This is a genomic window from Desulfuromonas sp. TF (assembly GCF_000472285.1).
Classification (GTDB): Bacteria; Desulfobacterota; Desulfuromonadia; order Desulfuromonadales; family ATBO01; genus ATBO01.
In genome coordinates this window covers 688,617-707,176 of the sequence record NZ_KI421421.1, presented here as the reverse complement: position 1 = coordinate 707,176, position 18,560 = coordinate 688,617, and the positions used below count along the sequence as shown (strand labels likewise).

Here is an 18,560-nt window from a genome sequence, read left to right as displayed (position 1 = left end):
ACCTGAGTCTGATAACATTCAAACAATTATTTCCCAAGCGCAGCTCCTTCGAGAATCCGCTGGGTCAGTTCGCCGAAAGAGATCCCGGCATGCGCCGCGGCCTTGGGCAGCAGGCTGGTTTCGGTCATTCCAGGGATCGTATTTACTTCCAGACAGTAGAACTCCCTCTCCCGCACCATGAAATCGACCCGGACCGCTCCGGCGCAGCCAAGCGCCCGGGATGCTTCCACGGCCACCTGGCGAATCCTTTCGTAAAGCGCCCCGTCCAGGGGGGCGGGAAGAATATACTCGGTCTGCCCCCCCGTGTACTTGGCGTTGAAGTCGTAAAATCCCCCCTTGGGCACAACCTGAATAATGGGAAGGGCTTCTCCGCCGAGAACGCCGACCGTGATTTCCATCCCCTTGATGTAATCCTCCACCAGCACGAGGTCATCGCACCGGAGGGCTTCGTCCAGCCCCTGCCCGAGTTCGTCCGCATTGCGGACGATGCTCACTCCGATGGTCGATCCTTCCCTCGCCGGCTTGACCACCAGCGGGTAATGACGGCAGCGACTCATCAGAGCCTGCCGGTCGTCGCCGCGGCGGTAGACTTCGAAGCCGGGGGTGGGGAGTTCATGGTAAAGAAGAATTTTCTTTGTGGTCACTTTGTCCATGGCGACGCTGGAGGCCAGTACTCCGCTGCCGGTATAGGGGATCTGCAGCATCTCCAGAAGTCCTTGAACCGTGCCGTCCTCTCCGTATCTCCCATGAAGGGCGATGAAGGCCACCTCGATTTCTTCTTCGACCAGGCGCGATGCCAGGTTACGGTCCGCGTCCAGGGCGCTGGCTCGGTATCCGGCCTTCTGCAGGGCGTTCAAGACCGCCTGACCGGTGCGCAGGGAGATTTCCCGCTCAGCGGATAGTCCGCCCATCAGAACGGCGATCTTCTTCTTTTTCAATTCATCCCGGGTCATGAAACTTCCTCTCCCACAATCCTCACTTCCGGCTCCAGCTCGATGCCGGTTTGCTTCAGAACCTTTTCCCGGATGCCGTGGATCAGTGCCAGAATGTCGCCGGCCGTCGCGCCTCCGCGGTTGACGATGAAGTTGGCGTGTTTCTGAGCCACCATAGCCCCCCCGGCCGTAAGTCCCCGCAGCCCCGCTTCGTCGATCAGGCGCCAGGCGGAAAGGCCGGGCGGATTCTTGAAGACTGATCCGGCGTTGGGGGCGCCGACGCTCTGCGCATCCCTCCGGAGCGCGATTCGGGTGCGGACCTCCTTCGCCAGCGCCGCGGCATCGGCCGGACGGAAGCGCAGGTGCGCCGCCGTTACCACTTTATCCCCCGGAAGCGCCGAGGAGCGGTAACCGAAATTCAGCCTCTCCGCGGACCACTCATCCTCCCCTTCTTCCCCGGCCAGGATGACCGATCTCAGCACCCCGCTCAGCTCCTGACCGCCGGCGCCGGCGTTCATGGCGACCGCACCGCCGACCGTCCCGGGAATTCCCGCCAGTGCCTCCAGCCCCGCCAGACCCCGGCGGGACGTTTCCCGGATCAGGGTCATCAGGGGCAGACCGGCGCCGGCCCGCACCATCCCCCCGTCTTCCATGTGCAGCTCCCGCAACGCGACCGTGTGGATCACCGCGCCCCGGATGCCTCCGTCCCTGACCAGCAGATTGCTGCCGGCGCCGAGGGGCAGCCACGACACTTGCGCTTCGCGCAGCAGCGCCAGCGCCTTCAGCAGATCACGGTGGTCCGCCGGAACGATGAAGATCCGGGCCGTCCCTCCCACCCGCCACGTGGTGTGGCGGGCAAGGGGTTCGTTCTCCAGAACCTTTCCGGCCAGAGTCCTCTGCAGTTTTTCAATGAATGAACGAGTCACCCTTTTTCCTTCAGATGCCGTATCAGTTGTTCCCCCACCTGCCAGACGTTTCCCGCCCCCAGGGTGATGACGATATCCCCCTCCCGGACAACCGACATCAGATGCGCCGCCACAGCGTCGCGCTCGGCGATGTGGAGCACATGCTTGTGCCCGTGTTCGCCGATTCCTGCTGCCAGTGCTTCGGAACTCACTCCGGGAATCGGCTCCTCTCCCGCCGAATAGACATCCATGACCACCACGTGGTCGGCCTGGTAAAAGGCGGTGAGAAAATCCTCGAACAGGGCCCGGGTGCGGCTGAAGCGATGAGGCTGGAACACCGCCACCACCCTTCGGTCCCAGCCGGATCGGGCCGCCGCCAGGGTCGCTTTGATTTCAGCGGGATGGTGTCCATAATCATCGACCACCATGATTCCCTCTTCGTTGTACTTGACCTGGAAACGCCTCTGCACCCCGCCGAAGTCCTGCATTCCTTCGGCAATCGCGGCGAAGGGGATATCCAGCTCCACGGCCACGGCCACGGCCGCCAGGGCGTTCAGGACATTGTGCCGCCCCGGCATGCGCAGAGTGAGTGAACCCAGGCGCGAGTCGTGATGGTGCACCGAAAAGGTGGTGCGATCCTCCCGGTGCTCGATATCGGTGGCCCTGAAGTCCGCCTGTCCGGCCAACCCGTAGGTCACGAACCGTTTCTTGACCTGGGGCACGATCCCCTGGATGTTGGGATCATCGAGACACAGAACCGCCGTCCCGTAAAAGGGGACCTTGTTGATGAAATCGACGAAGACTTCCTTGATCTCGTCCAGGTCCCGGTAAAAATCAAGGTGGTCGGCATCGATGTTGGTCACCACGGCAATGGTGGGCGAGAGGTGGAGGAAGGAGCCGTCCGACTCGTCCGCCTCGGCCACCAGAAACTTCCCCTGCCCCAGTTTGGCGTTGGAGCCGAGGGAGTCGAGACGGCCTCCGATCACCGCCGTCGGATCAATGCCGGCGTGGGAAAGGATGGTGGCGACCATGCTGGTGGTCGTCGTCTTTCCGTGGGTTCCCGCCACGGCGATGCCGAACTTCATCCTCATCAGCTCCGCCAGCATTTCGGCCCGGGGGATGACGGGGATGAGCCTGCGGTGTGCTTCGAGGACTTCAGGGTTGTCGCCCTTCACCGCGGTGGAGGTGACCACGACGTCCACCTCTCGAACGTTTTCGGCCTGATGTCCGTAGACGATCTCGCCTCCGAGTCCGCCCAGCCTGCGGGTGATCTCCGTTTCCCTGAGATCGGAGCCGGAGACCTGGTAGCCAAGGTTGAGAAGAACTTCAGCTATCCCGCTCATGCCGATGCCGCCGATGCCGATAAAGTGGATTTTTCTTATTTTTCCGTACATATCTAAAATCCGTGATTGGTTATTCGTGATCTGTGATCGGTTGACGATTCGTCGGGGATCGGTTTCTACCTTCACCGATCACTGATCACAGATCACCGTTCCTTCGCTATCGCCCTGCATTCCCTCAGGATGAGGTCGGAAGCCCCTCTTTTTCCCATCGACCGGGCGACGCCGGCCATGTTCAGCAGCCGCTCCCGGTCCCTGAGGAGGTCTCCCGCGATCCGGGCGATGTTCTCTGCCGTAAGCTCGGACTGGGGGAGCATCAACGCCGCTCCCCTGTGGGCCAGGGCCCGGGCATTGGCGCTCTGGTGGTCTCCGGCGGCATGGGGATACGGCACCATGATCGCCGGACGACCGCAGGCGGTCAGTTCGGCCACCGTCGTTGCGCCGGCCCGGCACAGAACAAGGTGGGCCCTGGCGTAGGCGTCGGCCATGTCATTGATGAACGGCACCACCCCGTTCGGGTCCCAGCCGGCCTGTCGATATTCCTCCCGGGTCCATTCCACATCCTCAGCCCCGGTCTGGTGCAGAATGCCGAGCCGCCCCCGGAATTCCTCGAGAAGAGGCAGAGCACGGACCATGGCTTCGTTAATGGCCCTGGCTCCCCGGCTGCCGCCGAAGACCAGGAGCAGCGGGTTATCCGGGGAGATGGGAGGACAATCCTCCATGCCGCGGCGCAACGGATTGCCGGTCAGCACTGTGGCCCCGTGATGGAACGCCCGGTCCGCCTCGGCAAAGGAGAGACAGATCCGCTCCGCCCACCGGGCCAGAAGTCGATTGGTCAGCCCGGGCCAGGCATTCTGCTCGTGAATCAATACCGGGTACCCCTTGAGACGGGCCGCAAGCAGAAGCGGCCCCGATGCGTATCCGCCGACTCCAACCACGACCTGAGGCCGGAAACGGTCGAGAATGCGCAGTGACTGGTGCACGCTTTTAAAGAGCCGGGGAATCAGGGCCAGCTTTCCCCCGATCCCCTTGCCGGCGAACCCGGCGATATCGATGGTCGCCAGTGGAAGGCCGAGTTCCGGCAGGATTCGTGACTCGATCCCCCGTTCGGTGCCGACGAAGAGCACTTCGCTCTCCGGCGTCTGCTCCAGAAGGCGCTGGGCCAGGGCTACGGCCGGGAAGAGATGTCCGCCGGTGCCGCCGCCGGCCAGCAGCATTTTCATCGCAGTTCTCCCGGAGCGTGACTCGATATGTTCAGCAGTATTCCGACCGCCAGCAGAGTGGTCAGCAGGCTCGTTCCCCCGTAGGAGAGAAAGGGCAGGGCCATTCCCTTGGTGGGGAGCATCCCCATGACGACGGCAATATTGACGAACGCCTCCATACCCAGCAGAAGGGTCACGCCGCAGGCGAGGTATCGGCCGAAGTCATCCGGAGCCCCCTGGGCGGCGCGAATACCCCTCATGATCAGCACCAGGAACATGGCAGAGATCACGAATACGCCGACGAATCCGAGCTCCTCCCCCACCACCGAAAAAATGAAATCCGTATGCGCCTCGGGGAGATAGAAAAGTTTCTGTTTTCCTTCCCCCAGGCCGTTGCCGAACAGGCCGCCGCTGCCGAAAGCGATCCAGCTCTGAATGATCTGGAAACCGGTATTGGTCGGATCGTCCCAGGGATTGAGAAAGGATAGAATCCGTTTGCGGCGATAGTCCACATTCATGACCGCGAAATACAGAAACGGCAGGGCCACGATTACCAGGGACACGATATAGGTGAAGCGGGTTCCCGCCACCAGGAGCATCACCATGGCCACAACCCCCATGGTGAGAGCGCTTCCAAGGTCAGGCTGCATCAGCAACAGAACCAGGAGCAGGGCTAATACAACCATGTACGGGATGAACCCGAGTTTGAAGCTTTTGACCTTGTCGCGCTTCTTGGCCAGCGAATGGGCCATGTAAATGATGAGTCCGAGCTTCGCCAGTTCCGAAGGCTGGATCGAGATGCCGCCCAGGCGTATCCAGCGGGAGGCGCCGCCGGCATGGGAACCGATTCCGGGTATGAGCACCGCAGCCAGAAGGACCGCGCAGCCGAGGAAAAAAGGGACCGCCAGCCGCCGCAGGATATGGTAGTCGATGCGCATTGTCACCGCCAGGACCGTGAATCCCGCCAGTGCGTAGAGGCCCTGTCGCTTGAGAAAGTAGAAGCCGTCGGCATAACGCTTGGCGGCCATGACGGAAGAGGAGGAATAAACCATGACCACGCCGAGGCAGGTGAGCACCACCGCCAGCAGGAGAATCGTGGTATCGAATCCTCTCCTCATTTCCATCGTCTAAATCGCCTTCCTCTCCGGCAAGGCCCGCACCGCCCGGGTGAAGACCTCGCCCCGCTGCTCGAAACTCTCGAACATGTCGAAACTCGAACATCCGGGCGACAGAAGAACCGAACCGCCTTCCGGAGTCACTTCCCTGGCCCGCTGGACCGCTTCCTCCAGGGTGCCGGCCATGACCGTATGGGTGAATTCGCCGAGAGCCGACGCCATTCGGGGACCGGCCTGACCTATAAGAATCAGATGCCGAACCTTCGCCCGAACCGGATCGGCCAGCGGAGAGTAATCACCCCCCTTGTCCTTCCCTCCGGCGATCAGGGTCACGGGGGCCGGAAGGCCGGCCAGGCTCTTGACCACGCTGCCGACGTTCGTCCCCTTGGAATCGTTGTACCAGGTTACACCGTCCAGAACCCGCACCGGGGCCATCCGGTGGTCGAGGCCCGCAAAGGCGCAGGCGGTCCGCCAGGCGAGCTCCGGAGGGCAACCCTCCATAAGCGGGGGGATAAGGGCCGCCATGACGTTCTCGATATTGTGCAGCCCCTTGAGCAGCAATTCCCCTGCCGGAAACCGATATTCATCATCGCCCCGGCGCCAGACCATGTCGCCGTCGGCAAACCCCATCCCCGAGGAAAGCTTCCGACGGGAGGAAAACAACACCACCCGGGGCGCGATCCCTTCGGCCGCCTCGATGACCATGGGATCCTCTGCATTCAGCACGGCTACGTCCCCGCCGTCCATGTTCTCGAAAATCCGTACTTTGGCCGCCACATAGGAGTCCATGTCGGGGTAGCGGTCAAGATGGTCCTCGCTGAGGTTGAGCAGCAGGGCATAGCGGGGACGAAATTCATGAATCGCTTCGAGCTGAAAGGAGGAGAGCTCCGCCACCAGCCAGTCCCATTCGCCGTCCACCGCCTCGGTCAGGGGAGTTCCCAGATTTCCCCCGACGAAGGTCTTCTTTCCCCAGGCCTTGAAGATCTCCCCCATCAGGGTGGTGGTGGTCGACTTCCCGTTGGTTCCGGTGATGGCCACGATCGGCGCGAAGACCTCTGAAAAGGCGATCTCGATCTCGCCCAGCACCGGCACTCCTGCGGCGAGGGCAGCCGCCACGGCCGGAGCCGTAAGGGGCACTCCCGGGCTGATGGCCACAAGATCGGCAGAGGTAAAGAGCTCCGGAGTGTGCCCTTCGAGATCCAGGTTGACGCCCTTCCCCTCCAGGGACTGCAGACCGGGAATGCGCGCTGCCGGACGACGGTCCGAGAGAGTGACCTCCGCTCCGCGCCGGAGAAAATAGTCGGCCAGGGCGAGCCCGGTGCGTCCGCCTCCCGTCACGACCACTTTCTTATGGCTGAAATCTCGTTTCATATCACCTCAGCTTCAGGGTCGACAGACCGACCAGGGCAAGGATAATGCTGATGATCCAGAAGCGGACGATGATCTTCGGTTCAGGCCATCCTTTGAGCTCGAAATGGTGATGGATGGGGGCCATGCGGAAGATCCGCTTGCCGTAGAAGCGAAACGATGTCACCTGGAAAATGACCGAGAGCGCCTCCATAACGAATATGCCGCCCACGATGACCAGCACGATTTCCTGCTTGGTGATCACCGCGATGGTCCCCAGGGCTCCGCCGAGGGAGAGACTTCCCACGTCCCCCATGAAGACCTGCGCGGGATAGCTGTTGAACCAGAGAAATCCCAGCCCTGCCCCGACCATCGCACCGCACAGCACCGCCAGCTCTCCGGCGCCCTGCACGCTGCTGATCTGCAGATATTCGGCAAGGCGGGCGTTGCCGGCCAGATAGGCGAAGAGGAGGTAAGTTCCCGTGGCGATGATCATGGGACCGATCGCAAGGCCGTCAAGACCGTCAGTAAGATTGACCGCATTGCCGGCCCCGACGATCACCAGCATGGCAAAGGGGATATAGAACAATCCCAGGTCTGGACGCAATCCTTTGAAAAAGGGGAATACGAGGACGGTCTGGAAGGGTGGATAGGCAAAGAGCGCTACACCCGCCGAAAAAGAGATCAGCAGCAGCCAGAACATCTTCTGGCGGGCCGAAAGGCCCTCGCTGTTCTTCATCTTCACTTTGCGGTAATCGTCGATAAAACCCACCACCCCGAAGCCTACGGTGACCATCAGGGTAATCCAGACATAGATGTTGCCCAGGTCGGCCCAGAGAATGGTCGGCAGAAAGATGGCCAGCAGAATGAGGGTCCCGCCCATGGTCGGCGTCCCTTCCTTCTTGAAATGGGACTCGGGGCCCACCTTGCGAATGCTCTGGCCGATCTGCAGGCTCGAGAGCTTCTGGATCAGCCAGGGGCCAAGAATAAACGAAATCACCAGAGCCGTGATGGTGGCGTAGATGGTTCTGAACGTGATGAAACGAAACACGGTCAGGACCGAAAATTCCGTATGCAGCGGATAGAGGAAATGATACAGCATATTATCCAAGCCTAGCCATGGTTGACCGCAAGCGGCGAGGAAGGCGCCCTCAGGGCGGCTCCGATTTTTTCCATTTTCATCCCGCGGGACCCCTTGATCAGGACCCGATCCCCCGGCCTGAGGATTCTCCTCAGATATTCGGCCGCCTCGTCATGGGAGCCGACAACCCGGACACGGTCGCTCTGCATCCCCCTTTCCCGGGCTCCCGCCGAGGTGTGCTCGGCCATCCCCCCCATCAGCAGGAGATAGTCGCAACGCCTGGCCGCCACCCATCCCGCTTCGCGATGGAAGCCGTCGGAGCCGCTGCCGAGCTCGAGCATGTCTCCCAGCACGGCGACACGCCGTCCGGAGCCCCCCATTTCATCGAGGGCTTCCAGAGCCACGCGCACCGAGAGGGGGTTGGCATTGTAACCGTCCTCGATGAAGAGAACGCCGTCTTCCCCCCGGACAACTTCCATCCGTCCGGAGACGGGGGTGAAGTTCTCCAGCCCCCTGACGATGAGATCGATTCCGACGCCCACAGAGGCCGCCGCCGCCGCGGCGGCCAGGGCATTGGATACGTTATGGCGTCCCGGCACCTTCAGAGTGACGAAACGCTCCCCTTCGGGAACAAGGAGGCGAAAGCAGACCGCCTCTCCGGTCACTTCGATTTCCTCCGCCCGCACCTGCGCTTCCGGGGAAGTCCCGAACAGAAGGCGTCTCACGCCGTTGGCGACGGGCAATTGCGCCACCAGTTCGTCGTCTGCGTTGATGACCGCCGTCCCCCCCGGCTTCAGGGCGGCAAAGAGCTCCCCCTTGGCCCGGGCAACGCCGTCCAGGTTTAAAAGAGTTTCCAGGTGGGCAGGGCCCACATTGGTAATCACCCCGACCGTCGGATCGGCGATCTCGGCAAGACGGGCGATCTCGCGGCGGGCGCTCATCCCCATCTCGAGGATGGCCCACCGGTGCCGCGGCTCAAGACGGAAGAGAGTCAGCGGCAGACCGATCAGGTTATTGAAATTGCCGGCGGTCTTGAGCCCTACATCCGAGAGGGAGAGAATGGCGGAGAGCATTTCCTTGGTCGTGGTCTTGCCGGAGGAACCCGTCACCGCGATGACGGGACCAGAAAAACCCCGGCGCAGCGAAGCCGCCAAATTGCCCAAGGCGGCCAGGGTGTTCTCCACTCGTATGACGGGCACGGGAAAGCCGGAAAGAACTTCCTCGCTCAGGCAGGCGGCCGCCCCCTGGCGGGCTGCCTGGCAAAGAAAATCATGCCCGTCGAACCGGTCGCCGCGCAAGGGGACGAACAATTCCCCCCGGCCGACGGTCCGGCTGTCCGTGGAGATGCCGCTGACGGTCGCCCGGGCGCCGGAGGGGGTAATGTCCGCCCCAAGGATCTGGGCGAGTTGCTGGAGGGTGAGTTTCATGGCTTCCTCTCTCCCCGGGTGAGAGCCCGGCGCAGTTCCTCCCGATCGTCGAAATGACGCCGCTCCCTGCCGATGATCTGATAATCCTCGTGTCCCTTGCCCGCCACCAGCAGAAGTTCGCCCGGGTGAAGGGCCTCGACGGCAAAGGAGATGGCTTCTCGACGATCCGGAATGATCACGAACCCTTTTTCCTCTCCGGCAAGGGCTTCTTTCCGGGTCAATTCCCTCTCGCAGATGCGCCTTACTCCCATACGGATCTCCTCCAGGATGGCAAGAGGATCCTCCGAGCGGGGGTTGTCCGAGGTAAGAACCGTCAAGTCCGAAAATCGGGCGGCGACCTCCCCCATCACCGGACGTTTGCCCCGGTCCCGGTCGCCGCCGCATCCGAAGACGGTAATGATCCGGCGGGGGGAAAGGTCCTGAAGGGTGCTCAGGACCTTCTCCAGAGCGTCGCCCGTATGGGCGTAATCGACCAGTATCAATGCGTCACGGTCGTTCTCTATCCGCTCCATCCGGCCGGGTACCTGCGGCGCACCGGCGAGCCCCTCGGAGATGACCTCCAGGGGAATATCCATCGCCACCGCGGCGCCGGCGGCGCACAGGAGATTCTGCAGATTGAATGTGCCAAGCAGGGGGGATTTCAGGTGGAAGGAGCCGACCGGCGTGTCCACCATTCCTTCAATCCCCCTCAGAGAGACGGTCATCTCGAGAGGCCGGACACGAGCCTTTTCGTCTCGGCCGCAGGTCAGGGAGCCGGGAAGCTCTGAGGCAATCCGTCGGCCGTACTCATCGTCGATGTTGATCACGGCGCGGCCGCCCGCGGACTCCAGCAAATCGGTCAGAAGCCGCCGCTTGGTGGCGAAATACCCTTCCATATCCTGGTGGTAGTCGAGATGTTCAGGGGTGAGATTCGTGAAAATCCCCACACTGAAACGGACCTCCTCCACCCGATGCTGGTCGAGGGCATGGGAGGAGACCTCCATGACCAGGGCGCCGGCTCCCTGACGTCGAAAATCGGCGATGGTCCGGAACAGATCCGTCGATTCGGGGGTCGTGTGCGGCGCCGGGATCTGCGTTACTCCAAAGCGGTAATTGATCGTTCCGATGACGGCCGGACGTCTGCCGGCCACATTCAAAATCGATTCGAGCAGATAAGTGATCGTGGTCTTGCCGTTGGTCCCCGTCACTCCAGCCACGGGAATTCCAGCGGTCGGGTTGCCATAAAATGCGGCCGCGACCCTGCCCATCGCCTGGCGGGCGTCATCGAGCAGAACGCCGACGACACCGTCCGGCAAAGGCCTCTTCTCCTCCATGAAGACTGCGGAGGCACCCCTCGCCAGGGCATCGTCGATGAACCGGTGTCCATCGGTCAATGCGCCGCGCAGGGCGAAAAAAGCTCCCCCGGGCAGCACCTGGCGAGAGTCGTGATAAAGACCCGTGATTTCGGTGTCCGGCGGTCCGTCGACCCGGCGTGGGGTCAGGTTGTCTAGCAGGGCTGAAATCTTCATAGAATCAACTATCTTCCTCCCCTAGCCGATAAAAGTCAAAGGGATTTTTTTCACGCGGGGGGCGCCAGCCTCACCCAAACCTCCGCGCCGAATTTTATGGGTCTGCCGGCAGGTGGCGACTGCTCCACCACCCGACCATTGCCCTTCAGCTTGATATTGAGTCCGGTACGCCCCATCGTCTGCAATACCTGGCGGCTGCTCATGCCGACGCAGTCGGGCATGCGGGGAGCCCCTTCATGCTGTTCCGGCTCCTGCCCCTGAAATGCGACGACCGCCTTGGGCGAAGAGGCGGTTTTTTTCTCCACGTACAGCGGGAGCGGATTTAGCGTTCCGGGTTCTGTCGGCGCGACCCTCAGATAACGCAGGGCCTGGTCGGCGATCCGCGAGAAGACCGGGGCGGCCACGAGTCCTCCATAAGTCTTGCCCGACGGTTCATCCATAATTACGAGAACAACCAGTCGAGGATCTTCGGCGGGAACAAAACCAACGAAGGAAGAAATCCGTTTGTCCACCGAATATCCTCCCGTCACGGGATCGACCTTCTGGGCCGTACCGGTTTTACCCGCAACTCTGAATCCCGGAACGGCGGCAAGAGTTCCGGTTCCTCCTTCTTCAGTGGTCATAGCCATCATTTCGCGCATGCGATGGGCAACTTCCGGGGAGACGACCTGGCGCACCTTCCGGGGTTTCCGACTCTCGGCAGTCTCGCCGAAACTATCGACGACTCGCTCCACCACATAAGGTGCCATAAGGGAGCCTCCGTTCGCAATAGCCGCGGTGGCACTGGCGAGCTGTATCGGAGTGACCGTCATTCCCTGGCCGAAAGAGATGGCGGCAAGATCGACTTCAAACCACCGGGAAGGCTTGCGAAGCACTCCTTCAACCTCACCCGGCAAATCCAGGCCTGACAGATTCCCGAAACCAAAATCGGTCAGATATCGATAGAGCCGCTCACGCTCCAGGGACTTTCCGACTTTCGCTGCCCCGATGTTGGAACTGTACTTGAGGACCTCAGCAATTGTCAGATTGCCGTAGGGGTGGTGGTCGTGAATGACCTTTCCGCCAACCGCGTACGTCCCCTTTTCACAGTCTATCGCCTCGCCGGGTCGAATTGTTTTCTCGTTCAGCGCGGCGGCCAGGACGAAAACCTTCATGGTTGAACCCGGCTCGAAGGTGTCGCACAGAGCCCGATTGCGCCACTGGGCGGGACGGTAATTATAAAAGGCGTTCGGATTATAGTCGGGCTGACTGGCCATGGCCAGAATTTTACCCGTCCTGGGCTCCATCACCACGACGGTTCCTGCCCGCGCCTTCGCCTCGTTCACACCGGCGGCCAATTCTTTCTCAGCGATATACTGGAGATTCTTGTCCAGGGTCAGATGGATATCGCTTCCCCGGCTGCCACCCTTGATCGCCGGACCGCCACCTCCCATCCCCCGCCCAAGCGCATCCCGCTCCGTGACAAGATAACCTTCCTGGCCCAGCATCACCGAGTCGTACCTGAGTTCCAGCCCCTCCAGCCCTTTGGGGTCAAGGCCGGTAAAGCCGAGAACCTGGGCCCCGACCTCCGAATTCGGATAATACCGGCGATGTTCCTTGACAAAATTGATTCCCGGCAGGTTCAGCTCTCGAACTTTCGCGCTCTCCCTCGGCGGGACCTGACGCTTGACCCAGACAAACCCCCGGTTCGAATTCAGCTTGGCCTCGATTGCTGAACGGGGCAGCGAAAGCGCCGCCGCCAGAGGCCCGGCCACGGCCGCGGAGTTCGACATCTTTCGGGGTTCCGCAAAGATGGAATCAACCTCTACGCTCAATGCAAGTTCCTCGCCGTTGCGATCGAAGATGGTACCCCTTTGAGGGGTGAGAGGAATGATCTTCTGGTGCTGGCGTTCGGCCCGCTTCTGCCACTCTTCCTGACCGAGAACCTGGAGTTGGAAAGCCCGCACCGAGATCAGGGCGAACGCTGCGATGAAACAGAATCCGACAAGGCGGATGCGAAAGCGAACCCATTTCTCCTGGGCATCCATCAGTCGACGATAACTACCTGATCGGGAGCAGGCAGGCGCAGCCCCAATTCGCTTACGGCAAACCGTTCTATACGAGCCAGGCTTCGCAGGCTGGCCGCCTCCAGTCGAAGACGCTGAGTTTCCTGCTGCATGCCGCGCATGCGCCCTTCAAGACTGGAGATGTCATAGGCCAGATTGACCACCTGAATGCGGGACCAGACGAAAAAGAGAGAGACCGCCAGCAGGAGGGCGATAAAGGTGAACAGGAACCATAAACGGGGGCGTTGGAGGGAGAAACCGTTAATCTTGGGAATGGGTCTTAAAATAGTATCGGACATGGCATCCTCCTTGATATCAAGGGCAGCGGCGAACAGCCCGAAGAACAGCACTGCGAGCCCGGGGATTGGCTTCCACCTCTTCCTCCGTCGCCCGGACGACCCTGCGGGTCAGAAGTTCGACTCGCGGAGCCTTGTTGCAGACACAGACCGGAAGACGCGGCGGACAGATGCACCCTGCAGCCTCATCCTGAAAAATCCGCTTGACGATGCGATCCTCCAGGGAATGAAAACTGATGACCACCAGCCTGCCTTCCGGCTTTAATAGATCGATTGCCCGGGAGACGCCACGGGAGACATGCTCCAGCTCTCCATTGACGTGAATTCTTAGAGCCTGAAAGACCCGGGTGGCCGGATGAATCCGCGAGGGAATCATTCCGCCGGGGACCGTCTCCCTCACGAAGTCCGCCAGTTGGCGGGTGGTTTCCAGGGGATGCTCACGGCGAGTATCCACAATGCGCCGGGCAATCCGGCGGGCATACCGTTCCTCGCCGTATTCCCTGAAGATCCGGGCCAACTCCTCGGCCCCGGCATCCTTGAGCACCTCCGCCGCCGTCATTCCCGTGGTCGGGTCCATCCGCATGTCCAGCGGTGCATCGACGCGAAAGGAAAATCCCCGTTCGGGCGCATCCAGCTGGTATGAAGAAACCCCCAGGTCCAGAAGCATTCCATCCAGCCCGTCCACTCCGAGCTCAGCCAGGATTTCTGCGGCCTCGGAGAAATTTCCATGCCTCAGAACGGCTCTGCTTCCGAAGGGGGTCAGGACCTCGGCGGCCTTCGCCAGGGCTTCCGGATCCCGGTCCAGCCCGATCAGAAGGCCATCCGGGGCCGCAACTTCGAGGATGAGACGCGCATGCCCCCCGGCGCCGACGGTCCCGTCCAGATAGAGGCCGCCGGGAATAGGGGCGAGAAATGCCATAACCTCGGCGGGCATCACGGATCTATGGATGAATTCCGCTTTTTCCAAGGTTCAGAATCCCAGTTCGGAGACAGCTTGGGACGCGGTCTGAAGGAGTTCCTCGGATTTCCGGGTGACTTCGGCATATTTGAGCTGGCTGTAGATCTCGATCTTTTCAAACAGCCCCACCACTACGATCTCTTTTTCCAGGGCGGCAGAGGTACGCAGGGCGTGGGGAATCTGAATCCTTCCCTGCTTGTCGAAAGTACATTCCGCAGCGGGGGCGATCATCAGACGAATGACGGCGTTTTTTTCCGGGCTGGGTGCGCTTTGGTGCACCCTCTCCACGATCTCGTTCCAGCTGGACAGCGGGTAGGCGGTCAGCCCGTTTTCCAGGTTTTTAGTGACGACAAGGCGTTCATCGCCAAAGGAAGTGCTCAGGACATCCCGAAATTTCGCCGGGATGCTGGCCCTTCCTTTGGGATCAATTGAATTGTTGTACTCACCTTGGAAGTTCATGGAGGCCCTCTTTGGCCCAAATTTACACTTTTTTACACCTTTTGGGGAACTATAACGGCGCACTTGGGCCTTGTCAAGGAGTTTTAACGTTTTTTTTACGTGGATTTAGGTATTTGGAGGAATAAAAAATCCCCTTGGAACAGGGGGTAGGTAGGCGGGCCGAAGAGGCCTCAGGGAAAGGGGGTCATTTCGATGGGGGTGTCGCCAGAAGCATCTCGATTTCCTCCACCCGGCGGTCCTCCACCTTCCGAACAATAAACCGGGTCCCGTCCGATTGACAACTGTCGCCCACCTCCGGGATGCTCCCCATGGTGCGCAGCAGAAAGCCCGCCAGAGTATTGGCATGCTCTTCGGAAAGTTGAAGGCCGAAACGGCGATTGATGCTGCGCAGGGAGGTGCTGCCGTCCACCAGGTAGCGGCCGGGAGCAATTTCCCGGATGAGCACCTCTTCCACATCGTATTCATCCTGTATTTCGCCGACGATCTCCTCGACGATGTCCTCCAGGGTCACGATCCCTTCGACGCCGCCATACTCGTCCACCACCACGGCCAGATGCACCCGTTTTCTTCGAAATGACTGAAGAAGGGTCTCGATCGGTTTGGATTCAGGGACGAAATAAGGGGGGCGGGCAACTTCCCGAATGGAGAATTCCTGGGGCCGGTCGACGTAGTTGAGGATATCCTTCGAGTGAATGATCCCCACCACGTTGTCCAGACTTTCCTCGAAAACAGGAAAACGCGAATGACGGGCCTGCTGGGTCAGACGCAGCACATCCTCGAAAGGAGTGTTCACATCGATCCCCGCCACCTCAGTCCGCGGAATCATCACGTCCCGGACCCGGATCTGGGAGAGCTCGAAGATCCCGTGGAGCATGCGGCGCTGCTCCTTGGCCACCACCCCCGTCTCCTCTCCCACCCGGATGATGCTGCGGATCTCGTCTTCGGAGATGATGGGCCGCTCCTCTTCTCCCTTGATGAAACGTGTGAGGAGGCGCGAAACTCCGGTGACCAGCCAGACGACCGGCATGAGAATCGTCATCCCGAAGATAATCGGCCGCAGCACCATGAAGGAGACCTTTTCCGGATACTGGGCGGCATAGGTCTTGGGACAGACTTCGGACAGGATCAGCAGGAGGGGTGTGAGAATGAGGATGGTGAGAAGCTCTCCCTGCTCTCCGTAGAGGCCGACGAAAAAGGTGGTGGCGAAAACCGAAGCGGCGATGTTGACCAGGTTGTTGCCCACCAGGATGGCGCCCAGCAGATGGTCGGGGCGGGACAGGAGGGCATCGAGCTTCTGCGCCCCCCGGCGATTCTTCTGCACAAGGTACTTGACGCGCAGCTTGTCAATGGACATGAGGGCGGTTTCCGAGCCGGAAAAGAAGGCGGAAAACACGAACAGGATACCCAATCCGATCAGGTGCAGTAGTTGGTCATCTGACATTCAGCTTTTCCCCGCTATGATTACAGAAAAATTTTACAGGAAAATTGGTGGGTGGATTTTACCTCAAGCTTTATCGTAATACAATTGCAGTTTGAGGCGATCTTATTGAAAAGAGGACCTTCTCTGTGCTATAAGGCGCTCTGGCAGATAAAGGTTCCACTCATATTGACAAAATTCGTCCCCGCCTTTTCAGGAGCGTCGATGGAAAAGAGCCAGGCATACCGGCGTCACGCCGAACTGTGCAGCCTGCTGCACCATCATAATTACCTTTATTATGCCCTGGACCGCCCGGAAATCTCTGACTCCGAATATGACCGGCTGTTTCGCGAATTGCAGGAGATCGAGAAGGCCTTTCCCGAGCTGGCCACCGCCGATTCCCCCTCCCGGCGGGTCGGGGCGCCCCCGCTGGAAAAATTCGAACCGGTTCGCCATACCCTTCCCATGCTCTCGCTGGAGAATTCATTCGACGAAAGCGAAATGAGGGAATTCGATGCGCGCATCCGTCGTTTTCTAGCCTCCGATGCGGAAATCGAGTATGCCTGCGAGATGAAGATGGATGGGGTTGCGGTGGAGCTGGTTTATCGCGACGGTTTTCTGGAGACCGGGTCCACCCGGGGCGACGGAATCACCGGCGAGAAGATCACCGAAAACCTCAAGACGATTCCGTCGATTCCTTTGAAACTGCGCTCTTCCTGCCCGCCGCTGCTGGAGGTGCGCGGGGAGGTTTACATGAACCTCAAGGACTTTCAGGCGCTCAATCATGAGCGGGAGGAAGAAGGGCAGCCCGCCTTCGCCAATCCCCGGAATGCCACCGCAGGAAGCCTGCGCCAGCTCGACTCCTCGGTCACCGCACGTCGGCCCCTGCGGATCTTCAGCTACGGAACGGGGCGGGTCGACGGCGATACCCCGCCGACCCACTCCGCACTGCTGGAACGTCTGCGCCAGTGGGGACTCCGGGTCGATCTTGATGGTCTGCGCGTAGTTCGGGGCATCGAGGGGGTCCTCGCCTACTACGGCGAATTAATGGAGCGCCGCGATGAACTCCCCTATGAGATCGACGGCGTGGTGGTGAAGGTCAACGATCTTGCCCTGCAGAGGGAACTGGGGGAAAAGACCCGCACCCCCCGCTGGGCTATCGCCTGCAAATTCCCACCGCGCCAGGCCGTCACACGGGTAGAGGATGTGCAGCTGCAGGTGGGCCGCACGGGGGCCGTCACCCCCGTTGCCCTGCTGCAGCCGGTGGAGGTGAGCGGGGTCACCGTCTCCCGCGCCAGCCTGCACAACTGGGACGAAATCGATCGCTTGGGCGTGATGAGGGGCGACCTTGTGGTCGTGGAGCGGGCCGGGGACGTCATTCCCGATGTGGTCCGGGTGCTCAAGGAAGAACGCACCGGCAAAGAGATTCCCATCGTCCTCCCTGAAAAATGCCCGGAGTGCGGCTCGCCGGTGCAGAAACTGGAGGGTGAAGTCGTCCCCCGCTGTCAGGGACTCTCCTGTCCCGCCCAGATCAAGGAGTCGATCAAACATTTCGTCTCGCGGCGGGGGATGGACATCGAAGGGCTCGGAGACCGCTATATCGACCAGATGCTGAAACTCGGACTCGTCGACAGCGTCGCAGACCTGTACACCCTGACCCGAGAGGAATTGTTTCGCTTCGAACGAATGGGGGAGAAGCTGGCACAGAACCTTCTCAACGCCATCGACCGCAGCAGACGCCAGCCTCTCTCAAGATTCCTGTACGCCCTCGGCATCCGTCATGTCGGTGAACACCTGGCCAAACTTCTCGCCCGCCAGTTCGGATCACTGGATGAACTGGCTTCCGCCTCGGGAGACGATCTGCTGAAGATCCACGAAATCGGGCCCCAGGTGGCCGACAGCGTCACCGCCTTCTTCCGCTCTCCGGAAAATCGTGAGGTCCTCCGCAAACTCCGGGAAGCGGGAGTCGTCCCCGAAGCGGAAGAGCGGCAGGCCGGCGGACCTCTTTCGGGAAAGACCTTCGTCTTCACAGGTGCCCTCAGCCGCTTCTCCCGCAAGGACGCTCAGGAGATGGTGGAAAAGCTCGGCGCCAGGGCCTCCGGTTCGGTGAGCCGCAAAACTGATTTTGTCGTGGCGGGCGAGGACGCAGGGAGCAAGCTTTTGCGGGCCGGAGAGTTGGGCGTCACGGTCCTGAGCGAAGAAGAGTTCCTGCAGATGATGGAAAAGGGAGGGATTTCATGAAGCTCATTCGAGCCACGGTCCGCATCAAGGGAGTGGTCCAGGGGGTCAATTTCCGCTACTTCACCCAGCGCACCGCCCTCGAGCACAACCTGACCGGCTGCGTGCGCAATCTCCCCAACGGGGATGTGGAGGCGATCTTCGAGGGAAGGGAGTCGGACGTCCGCAAGGTGCTGGAATGGTGCCGACAGGGACCGAGCGCGGCCCATGTGAACGAACTCCTCATCGACTGGGAAGACTACCGCGGGGAATTCGACGAGTTCAGGGTGATGCGGTAACATCGCCCCGCA

General features: G+C 60.8%; 16 protein-coding genes. 2 read left to right on the top strand and 14 right to left on the bottom strand.

The genetic code is table 11. The features are described 5' to 3' along the window. Positions 1–26: 26 nt before the first annotated feature. From DTF_RS0114720 to DTF_RS0114655, 14 genes are all read right to left on the bottom strand, one after another. Positions 27–953: a D-alanine--D-alanine ligase gene (locus DTF_RS0114720; protein ID WP_027715934.1), complete on the bottom strand. Its 927-nt coding sequence runs from the start codon at positions 951–953 to the stop codon at positions 27–29. After that, entirely contained in the window at positions 950–1,858 is a 909-nt protein-coding gene (murB, locus tag DTF_RS0114715; RefSeq protein WP_027715933.1) for a UDP-N-acetylmuramate dehydrogenase, read from the bottom strand. The genes DTF_RS0114720 and murB overlap by 4 nt, the downstream gene beginning before the upstream one ends. Next, on the bottom strand, positions 1,855–3,231 hold the full coding sequence (murC, locus tag DTF_RS0114710) for a UDP-N-acetylmuramate--L-alanine ligase (RefSeq protein WP_027715932.1): 1,377 nt from the start codon (positions 3,229–3,231) through the stop codon (positions 1,855–1,857). The genes murB and murC overlap by 4 nt, the downstream gene beginning before the upstream one ends. A 92-nt stretch (positions 3,232–3,323) precedes the next feature. After that, positions 3,324–4,400: an undecaprenyldiphospho-muramoylpentapeptide beta-N-acetylglucosaminyltransferase gene (gene murG, locus DTF_RS0114705; protein WP_027715931.1), complete on the bottom strand. Its 1,077-nt coding sequence runs from the start codon at positions 4,398–4,400 to the stop codon at positions 3,324–3,326. Next, entirely contained in the window at positions 4,397–5,503 is a 1,107-nt protein-coding gene (gene ftsW / locus DTF_RS0114700; RefSeq protein ID WP_027715930.1) for a putative lipid II flippase FtsW, read from the bottom strand. The genes murG and ftsW overlap by 4 nt, the downstream gene beginning before the upstream one ends. 3 nt (positions 5,504–5,506) lie before the next feature. Next, complete coding sequence (gene murD, locus DTF_RS0114695) at positions 5,507–6,865, bottom strand: UDP-N-acetylmuramoyl-L-alanine--D-glutamate ligase (RefSeq protein ID WP_027715929.1); 1,359 nt, start codon at positions 6,863–6,865, stop codon at positions 5,507–5,509. A 1-nt stretch (position 6,866) separates the two neighbouring features. Beyond that, a complete protein-coding gene (gene mraY / locus DTF_RS0114690; RefSeq protein WP_027715928.1) occupies positions 6,867–7,943 on the bottom strand; it encodes a phospho-N-acetylmuramoyl-pentapeptide-transferase in 1,077 nt (358 codons plus the stop codon). Positions 7,944–7,954: 11 nt separating this feature from the next. After that, positions 7,955–9,349 (bottom strand): UDP-N-acetylmuramoyl-tripeptide--D-alanyl-D-alanine ligase, encoded by a 1,395-nt coding sequence (gene murF, locus DTF_RS0114685; RefSeq protein WP_027715927.1) that lies wholly within the window; start codon positions 9,347–9,349, stop codon positions 7,955–7,957. Further along, positions 9,346–10,857 (bottom strand): UDP-N-acetylmuramoyl-L-alanyl-D-glutamate--2,6-diaminopimelate ligase, encoded by a 1,512-nt coding sequence (locus DTF_RS0114680; RefSeq protein ID WP_027715926.1) that lies wholly within the window; start codon positions 10,855–10,857, stop codon positions 9,346–9,348. Before DTF_RS0114680 ends, murF begins: the two co-directional genes overlap by 4 nt. 50 nt (positions 10,858–10,907) lie before the next feature. After that, on the bottom strand, positions 10,908–12,884 hold the full coding sequence (locus DTF_RS0114675) for a penicillin-binding protein (protein ID WP_035057136.1): 1,977 nt from the start codon (positions 12,882–12,884) through the stop codon (positions 10,908–10,910). Then, positions 12,884–13,201 (bottom strand): cell division protein FtsL, encoded by a 318-nt coding sequence (ftsL, locus tag DTF_RS0114670; protein ID WP_155890831.1) that lies wholly within the window; start codon positions 13,199–13,201, stop codon positions 12,884–12,886. The genes DTF_RS0114675 and ftsL overlap by 1 nt, the downstream gene beginning before the upstream one ends. 16 nt (positions 13,202–13,217) lie before the next feature. Next, on the bottom strand, positions 13,218–14,165 hold the full coding sequence (gene rsmH, locus DTF_RS0114665; RefSeq protein ID WP_027715923.1) for a 16S rRNA (cytosine(1402)-N(4))-methyltransferase RsmH: 948 nt from the start codon (positions 14,163–14,165) through the stop codon (positions 13,218–13,220). 3 nt (positions 14,166–14,168) lie between these two features. Continuing rightward, positions 14,169–14,615 carry a division/cell wall cluster transcriptional repressor MraZ gene (mraZ, locus tag DTF_RS0114660; protein ID WP_027715922.1) on the bottom strand — a complete coding sequence of 149 codons (447 nt, stop codon included), beginning with the start codon at positions 14,613–14,615 and terminating at the stop codon, positions 14,169–14,171. A gap of 184 nt (positions 14,616–14,799) precedes the next feature. After that, positions 14,800–16,056 (bottom strand): HlyC/CorC family transporter, encoded by a 1,257-nt coding sequence (locus DTF_RS0114655; RefSeq protein WP_027715921.1) that lies wholly within the window; start codon positions 16,054–16,056, stop codon positions 14,800–14,802. 201 nt (positions 16,057–16,257) lie between these two features. On the opposite strand from DTF_RS0114655, the gene ligA reads away from it, so the two are divergent. Together ligA and DTF_RS0114645 are read left to right on the top strand one after the other, a co-directional pair. Beyond that, positions 16,258–18,273 carry an NAD-dependent DNA ligase LigA gene (gene ligA, locus DTF_RS0114650; RefSeq protein ID WP_027715920.1) on the top strand — a complete coding sequence of 672 codons (2,016 nt, stop codon included), beginning with the start codon at positions 16,258–16,260 and terminating at the stop codon, positions 18,271–18,273. After that, complete coding sequence (locus tag DTF_RS0114645; protein WP_027715919.1) at positions 18,270–18,548, top strand: acylphosphatase; 279 nt, start codon at positions 18,270–18,272, stop codon at positions 18,546–18,548. Before ligA ends, DTF_RS0114645 begins: the two co-directional genes overlap by 4 nt. Positions 18,549–18,560 lie beyond the last annotated feature (12 nt).

Coding starts and splice junctions, on each gene's coding strand:
- DTF_RS0114720 (WP_027715934.1), bottom strand. CDS start 953: ATGACCCGGGATGAATTGAAAAAGAAGAAGATCGCCGTTCTGATGGGC.
- murC (WP_027715932.1), bottom strand. CDS start 3,231: ATGTACGGAAAAATAAGAAAAATCCACTTTATCGGCATCGGCGGCATC.
- murG (WP_027715931.1), bottom strand. CDS start 4,400: ATGAAAATGCTGCTGGCCGGCGGCGGCACCGGCGGACATCTCTTCCCG.
- ftsW (WP_027715930.1), bottom strand. CDS start 5,503: ATGGAAATGAGGAGAGGATTCGATACCACGATTCTCCTGCTGGCGGTG.
- murD (WP_027715929.1), bottom strand. CDS start 6,865: ATGAAACGAGATTTCAGCCATAAGAAAGTGGTCGTGACGGGAGGCGGA.
- mraY (WP_027715928.1), bottom strand. CDS start 7,943: ATGCTGTATCATTTCCTCTATCCGCTGCATACGGAATTTTCGGTCCTG.
- murF (WP_027715927.1), bottom strand. CDS start 9,349: ATGAAACTCACCCTCCAGCAACTCGCCCAGATCCTTGGGGCGGACATT.
- DTF_RS0114680 (WP_027715926.1), bottom strand. CDS start 10,857: ATGAAGATTTCAGCCCTGCTAGACAACCTGACCCCACGCCGGGTCGAC.
- DTF_RS0114675 (WP_035057136.1), bottom strand. CDS start 12,884: ATGGATGCCCAGGAGAAATGGGTTCGCTTTCGCATCCGCCTTGTCGGA.
- ftsL (WP_155890831.1), bottom strand. CDS start 13,201: ATGTCCGATACTATTTTAAGACCCATTCCCAAGATTAACGGTTTCTCC.
- mraZ (WP_027715922.1), bottom strand. CDS start 14,615: ATGAACTTCCAAGGTGAGTACAACAATTCAATTGATCCCAAAGGAAGG.
- DTF_RS0114655 (WP_027715921.1), bottom strand. CDS start 16,056: ATGTCAGATGACCAACTACTGCACCTGATCGGATTGGGTATCCTGTTC.
- ligA (WP_027715920.1), top strand. CDS start 16,258: ATGGAAAAGAGCCAGGCATACCGGCGTCACGCCGAACTGTGCAGCCTG.
- DTF_RS0114645 (WP_027715919.1), top strand. CDS start 18,270: ATGAAGCTCATTCGAGCCACGGTCCGCATCAAGGGAGTGGTCCAGGGG.